Annotated in this window: 18 protein-coding genes; 5 read left to right on the plus strand and 13 right to left on the minus strand. The window is 70.0% G+C overall.

Annotation, left to right across the window (positions count from 1 at the left end; all coding sequences use genetic code 11):
- Positions 1–152: 152 nt before the first annotated feature.
- Positions 153–449, minus strand: coding sequence for a BufA1 family periplasmic bufferin-type metallophore (locus tag ABIE65_RS17670; RefSeq protein ID WP_354079484.1), 297 nt, complete (start codon positions 447–449; stop codon positions 153–155).
- A 190-nt stretch (positions 450–639) separates the two neighbouring features.
- Between ABIE65_RS17670 and ABIE65_RS17675 the strand changes: the two genes are divergently transcribed.
- Together ABIE65_RS17675 and ABIE65_RS17680 are read left to right on the plus strand one after the other, a co-directional pair.
- Positions 640–1191 carry a sigma-70 family RNA polymerase sigma factor gene (locus tag ABIE65_RS17675; RefSeq protein WP_354079486.1) on the plus strand — a complete coding sequence of 184 codons (552 nt, stop codon included), beginning with the start codon at positions 640–642 and terminating at the stop codon, positions 1189–1191.
- A complete protein-coding gene (locus ABIE65_RS17680; RefSeq protein WP_354079488.1) occupies positions 1188–1826 on the plus strand; it encodes an NrsF family protein in 639 nt (212 codons plus the stop codon). Before ABIE65_RS17675 ends, ABIE65_RS17680 begins: the two co-directional genes overlap by 4 nt.
- A 6-nt stretch (positions 1827–1832) precedes the next feature.
- Here ABIE65_RS17680 and ABIE65_RS17685 read toward each other — a convergent pair whose 3' ends face one another.
- From ABIE65_RS17685 to ABIE65_RS17705, 5 genes are all read right to left on the minus strand, one after another.
- A complete protein-coding gene (locus ABIE65_RS17685) occupies positions 1833–2327 on the minus strand; it encodes a DUF302 domain-containing protein (RefSeq protein WP_354079490.1) in 495 nt (164 codons plus the stop codon).
- A 110-nt stretch (positions 2328–2437) separates the two neighbouring features.
- Positions 2438–3910 (minus strand): M48 family metalloprotease, encoded by a 1473-nt coding sequence (locus ABIE65_RS17690; protein ID WP_354079492.1) that lies wholly within the window; start codon positions 3908–3910, stop codon positions 2438–2440.
- A complete protein-coding gene (locus ABIE65_RS17695) occupies positions 3907–4596 on the minus strand; it encodes a thermonuclease family protein (protein WP_354079494.1) in 690 nt (229 codons plus the stop codon). The genes ABIE65_RS17690 and ABIE65_RS17695 overlap by 4 nt, the downstream gene beginning before the upstream one ends.
- A 173-nt stretch (positions 4597–4769) precedes the next feature.
- A complete protein-coding gene (gene araD, locus ABIE65_RS17700; protein ID WP_354079496.1) occupies positions 4770–6500 on the minus strand; it encodes an L-arabinonate dehydratase in 1731 nt (576 codons plus the stop codon).
- Positions 6501–6618: 118 nt separating this feature from the next.
- Entirely contained in the window at positions 6619–8715 is a 2097-nt protein-coding gene (locus tag ABIE65_RS17705; RefSeq protein ID WP_354079498.1) for a TonB-dependent receptor, read from the minus strand.
- 276 nt (positions 8716–8991) lie between these two features.
- Here ABIE65_RS17705 and ABIE65_RS17710 point away from each other — a divergent pair, with 276 nt between their 5' ends.
- Entirely contained in the window at positions 8992–9474 is a 483-nt protein-coding gene (locus ABIE65_RS17710) for a MarR family winged helix-turn-helix transcriptional regulator (RefSeq protein WP_354079500.1), read from the plus strand.
- Positions 9475–9688: 214 nt separating this feature from the next.
- On the opposite strand, the gene ABIE65_RS17715 is transcribed toward ABIE65_RS17710, so the two are convergent.
- From ABIE65_RS17715 to ABIE65_RS17745, 7 genes are all read right to left on the minus strand, one after another.
- Positions 9689–11191, minus strand: coding sequence for an aldehyde dehydrogenase family protein (locus ABIE65_RS17715; protein ID WP_354079502.1), 1503 nt, complete (start codon positions 11189–11191; stop codon positions 9689–9691).
- Positions 11188–12129 carry an NAD(P)-dependent oxidoreductase gene (locus ABIE65_RS17720; protein ID WP_354079504.1) on the minus strand — a complete coding sequence of 314 codons (942 nt, stop codon included), beginning with the start codon at positions 12127–12129 and terminating at the stop codon, positions 11188–11190. Before ABIE65_RS17720 ends, ABIE65_RS17715 begins: the two co-directional genes overlap by 4 nt.
- A 17-nt stretch (positions 12130–12146) precedes the next feature.
- Positions 12147–12503: an ABC transporter substrate-binding protein gene (locus ABIE65_RS17725; protein WP_354079506.1), complete on the minus strand. Its 357-nt coding sequence runs from the start codon at positions 12501–12503 to the stop codon at positions 12147–12149.
- A gap of 78 nt (positions 12504–12581) precedes the next feature.
- Positions 12582–13235, minus strand: coding sequence for a nitrile hydratase subunit alpha (gene nthA / locus ABIE65_RS17730; protein WP_354079508.1), 654 nt, complete (start codon positions 13233–13235; stop codon positions 12582–12584).
- Positions 13232–13522 (minus strand): SH3-like domain-containing protein, encoded by a 291-nt coding sequence (locus tag ABIE65_RS17735; RefSeq protein ID WP_354079510.1) that lies wholly within the window; start codon positions 13520–13522, stop codon positions 13232–13234. Before ABIE65_RS17735 ends, nthA begins: the two co-directional genes overlap by 4 nt.
- Positions 13519–13806 carry a hypothetical protein gene (locus ABIE65_RS17740; protein ID WP_354079512.1) on the minus strand — a complete coding sequence of 96 codons (288 nt, stop codon included), beginning with the start codon at positions 13804–13806 and terminating at the stop codon, positions 13519–13521. The genes ABIE65_RS17735 and ABIE65_RS17740 overlap by 4 nt, the downstream gene beginning before the upstream one ends.
- 51 nt (positions 13807–13857) lie before the next feature.
- Positions 13858–14577: an SDR family NAD(P)-dependent oxidoreductase gene (locus ABIE65_RS17745; protein WP_354079514.1), complete on the minus strand. Its 720-nt coding sequence runs from the start codon at positions 14575–14577 to the stop codon at positions 13858–13860.
- 149 nt (positions 14578–14726) lie between these two features.
- Here ABIE65_RS17745 and ABIE65_RS17750 point away from each other — a divergent pair, with 149 nt between their 5' ends.
- Positions 14727–15227 (plus strand): DUF427 domain-containing protein, encoded by a 501-nt coding sequence (locus ABIE65_RS17750; protein WP_354079516.1) that lies wholly within the window; start codon positions 14727–14729, stop codon positions 15225–15227.
- 67 nt (positions 15228–15294) lie between these two features.
- The gene (locus tag ABIE65_RS17755; RefSeq protein WP_354079518.1) at positions 15295–15984 is read left to right on the plus strand and encodes a DUF1028 domain-containing protein; all 690 of its coding nucleotides are present in this window, start codon (positions 15295–15297) and stop codon (positions 15982–15984) included.
- The last annotated feature ends 19 nt before the right edge of the window (positions 15985–16003 follow it).

Here is a 16003-nt window from a genome sequence, read left to right on the forward strand (position 1 = left end):
GAGAAGCGCAAGCCGAATTGGAAGAATCGGTAAGATCACGCTTTATCCCGGAGCGGGGGGGGGGGGCGCCCCCCCCCCCCCCCCCCCCCGGCCGGGGGGGGGGGGGGGGGGGGGGGGGCCCCCCCCCCGGCCGTTCGCTCGGATGCGTGGCGTCACATCTTCGGCATGTCGCGCTCGAGCGCCGTCAGCGAGCCCTTGCGGCCGCCCGGGACCTCCATCGACACGCAGGTGCCCTTCGGCACGGCCTTCCAGGCATTGCCCTGATAGTCGACCTTCGAGGTGCCGGCGCAGGTGGTGCCGGGGCCGGCGGCGCAGTCGTTCTGCCCCTTCAGCGCCACGCCGAAGCACTTCTCCTTGTCGGCGTCCATGGCGCTCGCCGGGGCGGCCAGCATGGCGAGGGCCGTGGCGAAGGAACCGGCGAGTGCGATGTTGCGTGTGAGGCGATTCATGTGAACTCTCCCTTTGGATTCGAGCGCGGGCCGTCTCTCGGCCTGCACTACGCCCTTCGACGCCCCGGCCGGGTTCGTTACCGTCGTCGCCGATCCGTGATGGCCGAGGCGGTGCCGATCACGGATCATTGATCCGGCATCATGCCGCTGTAACGAAGGCTGCCCGCGCAGCGAAGGACATGGGGACGGCGTGAACGACAGGGCGCGGGAAAGCAGGCGGATCGAACTGATGACGGCGGCGCTGGACGGCGACGCCGCCGCCTATCGCGCACTGCTGCAGGACATAGCGCCCGCGGTACGGGCGACGGTGCGGCGGGTTTTCGGCACCGGGTACGGCGCCGAGATCGAGGACGTGGTCCAGGAGACGCTGCTGGCGATTCACTTGAAGCGTCATACGTGGCGTATGGGCGAACCACTCGGCCCCTGGATCGGCGCGATCGCGCGCCACAAGGTCATCGACGCCATGCGCCGTCGCGGCCGACGGCTGGAAGTCGCCCTGGACGGGCTGGTCGAGGAGCCCGAGGCCGAAACGTCGGAACGCGACGAGGACAGGCGGGACGCGCAGCGGCTGATCGCGGGCCTGAACCCGCGCCAGCAGGACATCGTCCGCTCCATCTCGCTGGACGGCCGCACGGTGCGCGAGACGGCACAGCGGCTGGAGATGACGGAGGTGGCGGTGCGGGTGACCCTGCATCGCGCGTTGAAGGCGCTTGCGGCGCTGTATCGGAAAGGACGGGAATGAGGACCGGCGACCTGATCGAAGCCCTCGCAGCCGACGCGAAGACGCGCCGGACGCCGCCGGCCGCGGTCATGCTGCCGGCCCTGGCGGCAGGCGCCGTTGTCGCCGGCGCAGCACTGCTCGCAACGATCGGCATCCGCGCGGACGTCGCCGCCGCGCTCGCGACGACGCGTTTCCCCTACAAGTTCGTCGTCGTCCTCGGACTGGCCATTCCGTCGATCGTGCTGCTGCTCCGCCTCGCGCGGCCGGCAGCACCCGCGCGCGGCCCAGCGCTGGCGCTGCTCGCCTTCCCCGCGCTGGCCGCGGCCGGCATCGTGGCGGAACTCTTCGCCGTGCCGAGCCAGGCATGGGCGCCGCGGCTGATCGGCAACAACGCCGCGATCTGCATGACCGTCATCCCGCTGCTCGCGGTGGCACCGCTCACGGCACTGCTGCTGGGGCTGCGGCAAGGGGCACCGACCCGGCCGGCCCTCACCGGAGCCGTCGCCGGCCTGGCGGCGGGCGCCGTTGCGGCCTTTCTCTACGGCTGGCACTGCAGCGACGACAGCCCGCTCTTCGTCGCGACCTGGTACCCGCTGGCGATCTGCCTGCCCACCGCCGTCGGTGCGGCGGCGGGCAGCCGCCTGCTGCGCTGGTAGGCGCCGTCAGTTCTTGCCGGCGGCCTCGGCGACGATGCCGCCCATGGCCTTGGTCATCCGCCCGACCGCCTCGGACTCCGGATCCGCACCGTGCAGTTCCGCCAGCATAGCCGGCGGCCAGTAGCCCAGGTTCACCTTGCCGTCGGCATCCTCCCAGACCAGCACGCGCAGCGGCAGGTCGAGCCCGGCGGTCTGGTTCGTCTGCATCAGCGGCGTCCCCAGCTTCGGGTTGCCGAAGATCACCACGGTCGTGGGCCGCAGCTTCATGTCCACCGAGCCCGCCGCCTTCGCATGGTCGACGGTCGCCGCGATCTTGGCGCCGCGGCTCTCGATCGCCTTGGTCAGGCGATCGACCGTCTCGGCGAACCCGTGCGCGCTCGCGACGGTCGCAGGCTCATGGGCGGCCTCCGCGGCCATGGCGGAGACGGGGGGAAGCGATGCGGCCATCGCGAGGCCGGCGGCGAGGGCGAGCGGAAGGGAGCGGCGCGGCAGCAGTCTCATCGATCTCTCCGTCGTGATGGCGGTTTGCTGCCATACGGCAGCCAACTACCAACGACGGCAGCGGCGGCACCGTCCTTCACGATCGCGTCAGACGGTGATGCCCGGCGGCGCTACTCGACGATCGTCTTCACCTTCGTGCCCGGCTGCAGCGTCTCGCCCGGCCGAAGGCCGTTCAGCACGCGCATCCGGTCTTCGCGGTGATCCGTGTAGGGCATGCCCGCCGCGAGCGACGCCAAGGTGTCGCCGGGCCTCACCGTCCGGATCCTGATGCGGTAGGGGCGCACCTTCGCGGCCTCGGCCGCGGACAGGCGCCGGAAGCTGTAGGTCGTACGCTGCAGGTCGTTCGCCAGGCGGGCGGTCTGCGCGCTCGGCGTCGCGAACTGCAGGCGGTAGACGGTGTCGCCGTCGCCGCGGATCGCCACCAGCCGCATGTCGACGACGCCGCTCCGCGACTGGACGCGTGTGGTGCCGGTCGCAGCCGGCAGGCCGTTGATCGTGATGTTCTCGACGCCGGCGAGCCGCGTGCGCGCCGCCCAGACGTTCTGCAGATAGGCCGCCATGCCGGTCGCACCGCCACTCTTAGCCATGTCCATGACGATGACCGCGCCGTCCGGGCCGACCGCGCCCACCTTGCTGGCGGTGTTCACCAGCTTGAAGCTCTCCGGCACCTCGAAGCGGAAGCGCAGCACCGGGTGGATGAAGCTGCGCCCACGGATGAGCCCGTTCTCCGGGCTGTCGCCGTAGGTCATGCCGTCGATCTTCGCAAGGAAGGTGTCCCGTCCGCGCATCGGGTCGCGGATGCTGATGCCCTGCGCCGCGGCCGACGCCGCGGTCACCCGTTCGCCCGTCGGCGGATGGGTCGCCAGCCAGCTCGCCTCGGACTGCTCCTTGCCCTGGATGCGGGCCAGCAGCTCGCTCTGCGCCTGCATGCCGGCGAGGAAGCCCGACATGGCGTTCGGGTCGAAGCCGACGCGCGACAGATAGCGCACGCCGAGTTCGTCCGCCTGATGCTCCTGGCTGCGGGAATAGCTGGCCACATAGCCCTGCCCGAGGGTCGAGCCGATGCTGGCACCGGCGTCACCCAGAAGGATGCCCGCCGCCAGTGCGCCGATGCCGGCGATCAGTCCCTGGCCCTGGCGCTGGGCGGAGTGGCGCGCAGTGACGTGCCCGATCTCGTGCGCCAGCACCGCGGCCATCTCCGCCTCGTCGCGGGCGAGCGCGATCAGGCCCCGCGTCACATAGACATAGCCGCCGGGCAGCGCGAAGGCGTTGACGATGTCGGAATCGATGACGGTGAAGCGCCAGTCGAGCTGCGGCAGTTCCGAGGCGCTCGCCAGCAGCTTTCCCACGCTCGCGACATAGGCGGCCAACTCGGGGTCGTCATATTCCCCGCCGAACTGCGACAGGATCTTCGGGTGCTCCTGAGCGCCCAGTGCCGCCTCCGAGGACAGCGGCGTGAAGCCGGTGAAGACGGACTCGCCGGTGGCCGGTACCGTCTCGCAGGCGGCCAGAAGCAGCGCCGCCGCGACGCAGAGCATCGCCGGACGGATCGGAAATCCACGGATCGAAAATCGGCGGCTCATGATTCCGGCACCTCGATCTGCTCCGGATGGGTGACTTCCATCTGCGGGCCATCATACCAGCGCAGCCAGCCGCGCACGCGCACCGTGCGTCCCTGGAAGGATTGAATTTCGGCCCCTTCGCGCCGGAACAGGCGGACCGCATCCGGCGGCACGACGACGGTGAAGTCGGTCTTCCAGTCGGTGCCGAAGTTGAGATAGCCGCGCCCGCGCACGACCGCCGCGCCGAGCACCTCGCCCTCGACGATCTGGAACGTGCCGATGTCGCGGTCCAGATCATCGGCGCTCCGGATCGCATAGAAGCGCAGCCCCCAGATGCCTCGCCGGGCAGCCCGCGCCTCGCGCTCCAGCGCCAGCATTTCCGGCACCCGGGCGCGGTTGTCGGGGAAGGTGTAGACCCGCGCCATCCCCCGCCGCAGCATCTCGCCCTGCACCCAGGCCGCACCGTCGCCCTCACCCAGGAACAGGTGCGCGAGGTGGCGGCCGTGCCGATCCATCCTGGCGCCGCCGAAGCGCAACTGCACCCGCCGCCCCCCGGCGATCGCCTCCAGCGCCGCCTTCGCCTCCGCCGCCAGCGGCCATGTCGGGAAGTTCGGCCGCACGAGCGGCAGCTTCGGCGCCTGCAGCCCGACCAGCCGCACCTCGCTGCGGTCGTCGAGCACGACGGTGTCGCCATCCACGATGTCCACGACCAGCGCCGACGGCCCCGGCTCCAGCGCAACGGCCGGCGAAACGGACCAGAGGAAGGCGAGGAGCAGAAGAAGACGCCGCGCCGGAGCGCGGGCGTCCCGCCTGCCTATTATTCGTCCGCCGAGGGACGGAGAGGAAATTGCGGGCGGGACGCCCGCGCTCCGCCGGCGCCTCAAAAGATCTTCGGCTCCGGGATCGGCTCGCCGGCATGCAGGAAGTCGAAGTCGGCGCCCTTGTCGGCCTGCGTCACGTGCTGGATGTAGAGCGAGCCGTAACCGCGGCTGTAATGCGCCGGCGGCGGCTGCCAGGCCTCGCGCCGCGCCTTCAGCTCCGCCTCCGAGACGTGCAGGTGCAGCGTGCGCGCCTCGACGTCCATCTCGATCTCGTCGCCGTCGCGGACGAAGGCGAGCGGCCCGCCGACCGCCGATTCCGGGCAGACGTGCAGGACGCAGGCACCGTAGCTGGTGCCGCTCATCCGCGCGTCGGAGATGCGCAGCATGTCGCGCACGCCGTCGCGCAGCAGCTTCTTCGGGATCGGCAGCTGGCCCCATTCCGGCATGCCGGGCGCCCCCAGCGGGCCGCCGTTCTTCAGCACCAGCACCGAGTCCGCGGTCACGTCGAGGTTCTCGTCGTCGACGCGCGCATACATGTCGTCGACGCTCTCGAACACCACCGCCTTGCCGCGGTGCTTCAGCAGGCGGGGCTCGGCGGCCGTCGGCTTGATGATGGCGCCGTCGGGCGCGAGGTTGCCGCGCAGCACCGCGGTGCCGCCGGTCGGCGACAGCGGATTGCCGCGGGTTCGGATCACATCGTCGTCATAGACCTCGGCGCCGGCGATGTTCTCGCCCAGGGTGCGGCCGTTGACCGTCAGGCAGTCGAGGTTCAGGAGGTCGCCGATCCGGTTCAGCAGCCCGCGCAGGCCGCCGGCATAGTAGAAATCCTCCATCAGGTGCGTGCCGGCCGGCTTCAGGTTGCACAGCACCGGCGTGCGCTTGGAGATTTCGTCGAAGCGCTCGGCGGGCAGGTCGATGCCGGCCCTGCCGGCCATCGCCGTCAGGTGGATGATCGCGTTGGTCGACCCAGACAGCGCCATGTCGACGGTGATGGCGTTGTCGAACGCCTCGCGCGTCAGGATCTTCGCCGGCGTCAGGTCGTCCCAGACCATGTCGACGATGCGCATGCCGGCACGCACCGCCATCTGCGCATGCGTCGCGTCCACCGCCGGGATCGTCGAGGCGCCCGGCAGGGTCATGCCGAGCGATTCCGCCAGCGACATCATCGTCGAGGCGGTGCCCATCACCATGCAGGTGCCGGCCGACCGGGCGAAGCCGGACTCCAGGCTGTTCCAGTCGTCGTCGGACAGGTTGCCGGCGCGCCGCTCGGCGTGCAGCTTGAACACGTCGGTGCCGGAGCCCAGCGTCTTTCCGCGCCAGTGGCCGCGCAGCATGGCGCCTGCCGGCAGGTAGATCGCCGGGATGCCCATCGAGATGGCGCCCATCAGCAGGCCGGGCGTGGTCTTGTCGCAGCCGCCGAGCAGCACGCAGCCGTCGATCGGCTGCGAGCGCAGCAGTTCCTCGGTCTCCATGGCAAGGAAGTTGCGGTACATCATCGAGGTCGGCTTGGTCATCTGCTCGCCGACCGACATCGCCGGCAGTTCGACCGGGAAGCCGCCCGCCTGCATCACGCCGCGCTTCACCTCGTTGGCGCGGTCGCGCAGGTGGCTGTGACAGGTGTTGGTGTCCGACCAGGTGTTCACGATACCGATGACCGGCTTGCCCATGAACTCTTCGCGCGCGAAGCCCATCTCCTGCATGCGCGAGCGGTGGCCGAAGGCGCGATGCGTATCCGGCCCGAACCAGCGGAAGCTGCGGAGTTCGTCTGGCTGCTTGCGTCGCTGGCTCATGGCTTGCTCTCCCTGATCTTTTCGTCGTGCGGGCGGCGGCCGCTCGCTACGCGACAGAGTAGAGCCTCAAGTCACCTTTCGTCATCCACGTGCGGGAACGGCCCGCCCTGCGCAGTGGCTAAAGCTCCGCCTTCAGCGTCAGGCCGACGACGCGGCGCGGTCCGAGCGTCGCGGCGACATCGTTGTCATTATAGAGGAAGTAGTCCTCGTCGAAGACGTTCTCGGCGAACACCGTCGCCGTCAGGTTCCGGTAGCGGTAGCCCGCCTGAAGGTTGGCGACGAAGTAGCCGTCCAGCGTCTCCTGCGGCGCGGTGCCGAACCGCGCGAGGAAATCGGAGGTGTATTTCGCGTCGGCGCCGACGAAGAAGCCGCTGGGGTGGTGATAGTCGGCGCCGACGGCGACGTTCCACTTGGACGCCTCGGGGAACCGCGATCCCGACAGGTCGCCGAGGCTGGAGCTGTCGAAGTCCTCGAACTTGGTGTGCACGTAGCCGAGCGAGGCGAAGGCGGAGAGTTCGCGCGTGACCCGCCCCTTCGCCTCCAGCTCGAAGCCATAGAGCCGCGACTCCGCCGCGTTGGTCGTGATCGTGGAACCGAAGTTCGTCGGATCTTCCTGCACCTCGACCTGCTGGTCCGTCAGGTCCGCATAGAAGACGTTGGCGCCGATATCCAGCCGCCGCTCGAAGAAGCTGCCCTTGTAGGACAGTTCGTAGTTCCAGGCGAACTCGGGATCGAACGTGAAGGTCTCGCCGGTCGAGCGCTGCAGCCCGGCACCGCCGTTACGGAAGCCGCGCTGCACCGTTAAGCCCAGCTGATGCCCAGGCGTCAGTTCCTTGATGATGCCGGCCTTCGGCAGGAACACCGTCTCGTCGAAATCATAGTCGAAGTCGGTCGTCGCGGCACCGTTGCGCGAGAAGAAGTTCGAGCCCTTCTGGCTGCTGTGGTCGAGGCGCCCGCCCAGCACGGCCTTCCACGTCGGCACGAACTCGTAAGTGACCTCGCCGAACAGCGCCGCATTGTAGATCTCGGCGTCCGACCGGCTGATGTCGGAGTTGCCGAAATAGTCGGGCCGCCGATACTCGTTGTCGTCGTCCTGGTAGGCGCCGTAGACCCCCAGTGTCGCTGCGAGGCTGTCGGCGAGATAGTTCAGGCGGAACTCCTGCGTCGCGAGCTGTTCCACCAGGTTGCCGTCGACGAAGTTCGTCTCGCCGCCGGTGCCCTTGTTGATCGAATCGCGCGACAGGTTCGTGTGCACGTAGCTGGTCATCGAGGTGAAGGTGAGGTCACGCGACAGGTCGTGCGTGATCTCGGCGCCCGCACTGTGGTTCTTCGCGCGGCGCACCTCGGCGAACACCGGCAGGTTGAAGTCGCCGCGCTCGCTGTCCCAGTCGAAGCCCAGTCCGGGGCCGGCGATATCGTCGATGTCCGGTGAGTCGCTGGCGAAGGCGTAGGTCACCAGGGCGCGCGTATCGGGCAGCGCCGCCGGCGTGAACAGCAGCTTGCTGCGGATCTGGTAGTACTCGTCGCGCTTGAAGTCGCCATAGTCGTCGAACCGGCGGTAGGTTGGATAGTTCAGATCGCTTTCGCTGCGCTCGTATTCGGCGGCGATGCGCAGCGCGAGGATGTCGTCGACGACCGGCACGTTGACCATCGCGGCGCCGCCGCGCGTCTCCATGGTGCCGACCGTGCCCTCCGCCGCCGCCTCGTAGTCGAAGGTCGGGTCGTTCGTCTTCACCTGCACCGTGCCGGCCAGCGCCGCACGCCCCGACAGGGTCGACTGCGGCCCGCGATAGACCTCGACCTGCTGCACGTCCCAGAGGCCGCGGGCGCCGCGCCGCGTGCCCTGCACCGTCTGCTGCACGCCGTCGACGTAGAAGCTCGCGAGCGGCGCGCCGCCCGGCGTCAGCCCTTCCGAATTGAGGCCGCGGATCACGAAGCCGGCGTCGTTCCAGTCCGAATCGGCGACGTTCGCGAGCGTGCGGAAGGCGCTGCGGAAGCTGCGCAACTGGTGCGTCTCGATGTCCGCCTCGGTGACGATGCCGACGCTGGCCGTGATGTCGTCCAACGTCTGCGCGGTCTTCGCGCCATAGACGACGAGCGGATCAAGCGCGAGCGGTGCGAGCGGGTCGGCCTGCTGCGCTGCGGCCTCCTGGGCCCCGGCCGGTGCCGTTGCGGCCAGCGAGGCCGCCATCGCGGACGTGGCCGCGGTGCGCAACAGCCCTGGTCTCGGGCGCCCCTGCATCCGCGCGTGTCGCCCGGCTCGTCGATTACCGCGAATTGCCATCATCCCCCCTCCGAGCACGCGTGCAGCCCCCCACACGCGGGTAATGCCGGAAGTGATAATAAGAACGATTCCTCTTATCAATGAGAATCATTCTCCCTTCCTGCCGCGCCGACGGACCGAACGGGTTGCCGATCCAGTCAGTCCTTGACAGCCACCCCGCCGATGAGCCCCACTGAGCTTGCCGAGACGGGCTGCCGGAGGAGCCGCATGGCTGCCAAAGAGGGCAAGCGCAGGGAAAAGATTCGTCTCCTTGTCGAGGTCGTCGAGGAGGTCGGACGCGTTCACGCTTCGGTCGCCGCCGCCGCCGCGCGGCTTCATGGGCCGGAGGGTGCCGCTGCCGGACGCCGGGCGATCCTGCGCCAGCTCCGCGACGAGGGACCGCTGACGGTGCCGGATCTGGCGCGGCTGCGCGGGGTATCGCGGCAGTATGTCCAGACGGTCGTGAACGATCTGGTCGCGGCCGGCCACATCGAGACGAAGCCCAACCCCGAGCACAAGCGCTCGCCTCGTCTGAGCGTCGCGAAAGCCGGCATCGCCTTCCTCGACGACGCCGCCCGCCGCGAGGAGCCGTTCGCCGAAGCCCTCGCCTCCGACTTCAAGCGTTCCGAACTGAACGACGCGCTCGACCTCCTCCAACGCCTCCGCGCCGCCCTGGACAGCCACGAGCCAGGCGACGACACGCAGGATTAGAAAGGGTCAGGATGCGATCACGCGGTGGCGCGCGGCATGCGGAGCGCCAGCGACAATCTCGGCCGCGAATCGGTGCCCCCGTCCTTTCCAGTGTAGCTACGAAGAGCGCTACGAAGTCCGGAGCGGCGCGATCTTCATCCTGCGGATCTGGCACACGCGCGAGTCGCGATAGCGTCGAGAGGGGGAACGGCGGGCCCGAAGGCCCGCCCGCCGCCTAAAGCGCCCCGGTCACCTGCAGGTTGACCGTCACGTTCTTCTTCTGGGTGAAGCTGTCGAGCATTCCTTCCAGCGAGAACTCGCGGCCGATGCCGCTCTGCTTGTAGCCGCCGTAGGAGTGGCCCGGCATCTGGCCGAGGCCCTGGTTCACCTGCACCCAGCCGGATTCGATGGCGTGCGCGGTGCGGAGGCCGCGGCCGATGTCGTGGGTCCAGACATAGGCGGCGAGGCCGTAATGGCTGTCGTTCGCCATGCGGATGGCCTCGGCCTCGTCCTTCCAGCGGATCGCCACCAGTACCGGCCCGAAGATCTCCTCCTGCGCCAGCCGCCAGTCGTTCGACGCCTGGGCGAAGATCGTCGGCATGGCGAAGTAGCCTTCGCTCAGCGGCCCGTCCTGCGGCGGCAGCCCGCCCATCAGCAGGGTCGCATCCGGGCTCCTCAGGCCCTCGTCGACATAGCCGCACACACACTTGAACTGCTTCTCGTTGATGATCGAGCCAATGTCGGTCGCCTCGTCCATCGGGTCGCCCAGCTTCAGCTTCGAGGTCTTATCGACCAGCTTCTGCAGGAAGCTGTCGAAGATGCTCTCGTGCAGGAACAGGCGCGATCCCGCCGTGCAGGACTGGCTCTGCCGGGTGAAGCGCATCGACGCGATGACGCCGTCGACCGCCCAGTCCTCGTTCGCGTCGGGATAGACGATGGACGGGCTCTTGCCGCCCAGCTCCAGCGACACCGGCACGATCCGTTCGGCCGCCGCCGACATGACGAGCTTGCCGACGCCGGTCGACCCGGTGAAGGAGAGCTTGCGCACCAGCGGATGGCGGGCGAGCGGCTCGCCGCACTCCGGGCCGATGCCGGTGATGACGTTGACCACGCCCTTCGGCAGGAATTCCCTGCAGACCTCGGCCAGCAGCAGCACGCCGAGCGGCGCGTCCTCGGCCGCCTTCAGCACGATGCAGTTGCCGGCGCAGACGGCCGGCGCGATCTTCAGCACCGACAGCATGACCGGGGCGTTCCACGGCACGATGGCGCCGACGACGCCCAGGGGCTCGCGGCGGGTGTAGCTCAGAACCTGCTCGCCGAGCGGGATCGTCTCGCCCTTCAGCTCGCTCGCGAGTCCGCCGAAATAGCGGAAGATGTCGCCGGATAGGGCGGCCTCGCCGCGCGCCTGTGTGCGCAGCGCGTTGCCGGTCTCCAGCGCGATCAACCGCGCCAGTTCCTCGGTGCGCGCTTCCAGCGCATCGGCGATGCGCAGCAGCATCCGGCCGCGATCGCGCGGCGCCACCTTCGACCATTTCGGGAAGGCCGCCGCCGCCGCCTTCACCGCGCGGTCGACGTCATCGGCATCGGCACGCGGCACCTCGGCGATCGGCTTGCGCTTCGCCGGGTTCTCGACCGAAAGGGTCCGGCCGGTACCGCTCGCCACCCAATCGCCGTCGATCAGCATCAGCGGCCGGCGCAGGTCGCCACCGGCATCCGTCGTCGCTGCGGCTATCGTCATTCCTCGCTCCTTTCGCCCGGCGCAGCCGCCGGGCCCTTCCGCTCCGGGTCCGAGCGCATCTCGATCCCCGTCCATGCCTCCAGATAGCGCACGTAGGTGCTGATGTCCTCCCGCCCGCTGCCCTGGCCGACGGCGAAGGACCACATCTGCCGCGCCGCACTGGTGACGAACATCGGCACGCCCGCCGCTTCGGCCTCGTCGGTGCAGAGGCGGATGTCCTTGTGCATCAGCTCCGTGCGGAAACCGAAGTCGAAGGTTCGCGTCAGCACCCGCTCGGTGAACATTTTCTCCGTCATGAAGTTGCGGCCGCTGGACGCGTTGATGACGTCGACCACCATCTTCGCGTCGAGCCCGGCATGCACCGCCATCGCCACCGCCTCGGCGGACGCCACCACCGCCGTCGCGGCGAGGCCGTTGTTGACCAGCTTCAGCACCTGGCCGAGGCCGACCTGATCGCCCACCACGAAGACACGGCCGATCGCTTCCAGCGCCGATCGCGCCTTGTCGATCGCATCGGCCGGCCCGGAGACCATGACCGCGAGCGTGCCCGCCTCCGCCCCGGCGATCCCGCCGGATACGGGGGCGTCGATGGCCGTCACGCCCTTCGCCGCCAGCGCCGCGGCGACCTCGCGCGCCACCGTCGGACCCGTCGTCGACAGGTCGACGAAGGTGCGCATGCCGCCCCCCTCGATCAGGCCGTTCCGGCCGAGCGCCACCTCGCGCACGATCGCCGGCGTCGGCAGGCTGACCAGCACCGTCTCGGCATTGGCCGCGACGTCGGCGGGCGACGGCGCCGCCTCGGCGCCATAGCCCACCGCCCGCTCCAGTGCGGCCTGGGAACTGTCGTAGACGCGCACCCGGTACTGGCGCTCGCACAGGCGGCGGACCATCGGGCCGCCCATCGCGCCGACGCCGATGAAGCCGATCTCGTTCGTCATCGCGCCCTCCTACTTCTTCACCAACGGACAGGCGCTCTGCGCCAGCGGCCGGAAGGCCTCGTCGGCGGGGATCGTCTGGACCAGCTTGCAGGCGTCCCAGCCGCCTGCCGCGTCAGGTTGGCGCCGACGTCCGCCTTGTTCTGGTGATCGGCCGAGACGACCTCGATCTTCTTGCCGAGCACCGTGCGGCCGAAATCCTCGACCGCCATCTGTACGGCGACGACCGAGCCGGGCCCCGCCCAATCCTGGTAGGGGCCGCTCATGTCGGTCAGCACGCCGATGCGGACGACGTCGTCCGACACCTGAGCCTGTGCTCCGAAAATCGCGAACGACATCGCGGCCAGCGCGGCGGCGCTGGCGAGTACCGGTCTCATGGCTTTCCTCCGATTGTTCTTGTCGGAGGATGCTAGGCCCGCGCGCGAACGCCCGCCAGGAGGGGACCTGGGCGGCGACTATCCCGCGGCCGGCGCCCGTGCCGTGGTGACGCCGATCAAGGCGTCGCGGGTGACGAGGCCGGCCAGATCCGTCTCGCTCCAGCCCTCCGTGCCGGCCGGCCGCATCGGCAGGACCATGTAGCGCAGGTCCGCCGTGCTGTCGTGGACGCGCACCTCGACCGCGTCGGGCAGCACCGTGCCGAATTCGGCGAGGACGGCGCGCGGCTCGACCACCGTGCGGGCCCGGTACGCCTTCTTCTTGTACCAGGCCGGCGGCACGCCCAGCACGGCGCGCGGATAGCAGGAGCAGAGGGTGCAGACGATGACGTTGTGCACCGACGGCGTGTTCTCGACGATCATCAGTTCGGGGCTCTTCTCCAGGTCGATGCCCCACTCCTGGATCACCGCCTTCGGCTCGGACAGCAGCCGCGCCTTGAACGCCGGGTCGGCCCAGGCCTTGGCGACCAGCTTCGCGCCGTTCATCGGCGTGCGGCTGTCCATGTCGTCGATCTGCCGCTGGATCTGCTCGGCGGTCAGCAGGCCCTTCTCGATCAGCAGTTCGCGGATCGCCTGCTCCAGCAGTTCGTATTCGCGCGGCGGCGCCGGATCGTCGGGCGCATGGTCGTGATCATGATCGTGGTCGTGATCGTGGTGATGATGCCCGCCGCTCATCGCGCCGCCTCCAGCCAATGCTCGTAGATGTCGGCGGCGACCGTGTCGTTCGGTCCGCCGCGATAGTCCGGCCAGACGTCGGCCTGGCGGAAGCGGACCACGTAGAGCGGCTGCGCCGGCTCGCCGGAGCCGAAATAGGCCAGGCTCTCCGGGTTGCGGAAGGTGCCGAGCACGTGGTCGACGCTGCCGGTCTTGCCGCGCAGGAAGGTCGGCGTGCGGCAGTGCCCCTCGTGGTCGCGGGCATCGACGCGCACCCGGTCGCCCGGTGTGAAGCGCGGTCCGTTCATCGCTGATCATCTCCCCGTGCATCGAGTGCCGCGACGCGGTGTCGGAGCTCGTCGTCGGTCGCCACGCCGGTCTCCACGACGATCTGGCGCAGCACCGCCAGCCAGCGGCCGTAATAATCCTCGGCGTCGTAGTCGACGTCGCGCAGCCGCTCCTGCGCCTGCCGGTGCGCCGCCGCGCAGGCGCCGCCGGATCCGGCGATCAGCTGCAGCATTGCGTCGACGCGCTTCTCGTGCAGCGTCATCGGTTCCGGGTGCCGTCCGGCGTGATCCTCTGCGGTGGCCATGGTCCCTCTCCTGCCGCTCGCCGCGTGCAGGATAGCGGGCCGGTCGCCGCTTCACCAGGGAACCGCCGCGCCGCGATGGTCGAAGAACCCGCCATTGTCGCTCGGCCCCAGGCGGTCGATCACGGAGAGCAGGCGGCCCGCCGCCTCGTCCGGCGCCTGCACGTCCAGACCCCCCTTGGCGAACGGCCCGGACAGCCCGGTATCGACCGTCCCCGGATGCAGCGCAACGCAGGCGGCCTCGGGGCAGCGGCGGTGCAGTTCGACCGCCGCCGTCCGCACCAGCTGGTTCAGCGCCGCCTTCGACGCGCGATAGGCGTACCAGCCGCCCAGCCGGTTGTCGCCGATGCTGCCGACCCGCGCCGACAGTGTGGCGAACACCGCCTTGCCGCGGCGCGGCAGCAGCGGCAGCAGGTGCTTCATCAGCAGTGCCGGCCCGATGGCGTTCACCGCGAACGCATGCGCCAGATGCGCCGGATCCAGATCGCGCAGGCTCTTCTCGGGCGTGAAGCCGCCGCCGTGCAGGAAGCCGGTCGCGTCGATCACCAGCCGCAGCTCGCCGAGGTCTCGCAGCTGCGCCGCGGCGGCGGCGATCGACGATTCTTCCAACAGGTCGAGTCCGATCGCGGCGGTCCGGCCGCAGCCGACGACGCGCGCGAAGTCGCCGCGCGCCTCCAGGCCGTGCAGCAGCGCGGCACCGATGCCGCCGCCCGCACCGACCACCACGGCGATGCCGCCTTGCGGGAAGAGTATCGGCGACTGCGACGGGATCATCGGCCATTCCTCGGGAAACGGACACGGCAACGGCGCCACTCTGTGCCGCCGGTCCTCCTACGTGGGCATCCCGCGGGCGGATGATGAACCGTCGGCGATTCCGCCGCGTATGCCGGGCGAACCCTGGGTTATCCGCCGGAGCACGCGCCATGACATTTCCGCCGCGCCGCGAAGATCCCGGCCCCGGCCGCGAGTCCGTCTGGGACTATCCGCGGCCGCCTCGCCTGGAGCCGGTGGCGGAAAGGCTGCAGGTCGTCTTCGCGGGTGCCGTTATCGCGGACACCTGCGCCGGGTGGCGGGTGCTGGAGACGAGCCATCCGCCGGTGTACTACATCCCGCCGGCCGACGTGCGCCAGGACCTCCTCGTCCCGGCCCCGGGGCGCAGCTGGTGCGAGTTCAAGGGCACCGCGCGCTACTGGAGCATCGAGACGGGCGGCCGCCGCAGCGATGCCGCCGCCTGGTCCTATCCGGACCCCACGCCCGCCTTCCGCCCGATCGCGGGCTTCCTCGCCTTCTATGCCTCGCGCGTGGACGAATGCCATGTCGGCGCAGAGCGCGTGCAACCGCAGGAGGGCGACTTCTACGGCGGCTGGATCACGTCACGCATCGCCGGCCCGTTCAAGGGGGCGGCCGGCACGCGCGGCTGGTGAGTCCGCCGGTGGCGCGTCGCACAGTCCGCGCGCAGAATGACGCTCCGCCATTCCGCCGGAGGTTCCGATGACGTTCACCCTCATCGCCCGCTGTCCCCGCACGGGTGCCTTCGGCATCGCCACCGCCACCGGCGAGATGGCGGTCGGCTCGCGCGTGCCGTTCGCCCGTGCCGGGGTCGGCGCCGTGGCCACCCAGGCGCTCACCAACCCGACCCTCGGGCCGCGCGGCCTCGACATGCTGGCCGAGGGCCGCGACGCGGAGGCGGTCCTCGCCGCGCTCGCCGCCAGCGACCCGCATATGGAGCGGCGGCAGCTGGCGGTGGTCGATGCCGCCGGCCGCTGCGCCGCGTGCACAGGGTCCGGCAACACGGACTGGAAGGGCCACCATGTCGGCGACGGCTTCGTCGCCATGGGCAACAAGCTGGTCTCGGAACGGGTCGTCTCGGCGATGGCGGAGGCTTTCGCCGCATCCGAGGGGGCACCGCTGCCGGACCGGCTCTGCCGCGCCCTGGAAGCCGGGCGCGACGCGGGCGGCCAGCCGGACGGGCAGCAATCGGCGGCGATGCTGGTCTACGATGACCGATCCTTCCCGGCCGTCGACCTGCGCGTCGACCGCCATATCGAGCCGGTCGGCGAACTCCGCGCGATCCTCGACGCCTACATGCCGCTCATCCCCTACTACAAGGCCCGAGCCGACGATCCGTCGGTCGGGCCCTGGAACGAGTGGCTCGCCCGGCAGCAACGCGCGGGCGCCTAGTCCTCGGTACGGGTAGGGC

Source organism: Constrictibacter sp. MBR-5 (assembly GCF_040549485.1).
In the GTDB taxonomy this organism is placed as follows: Bacteria; Pseudomonadota; Alphaproteobacteria; order JAJUGE01; family JAJUGE01; genus Constrictibacter.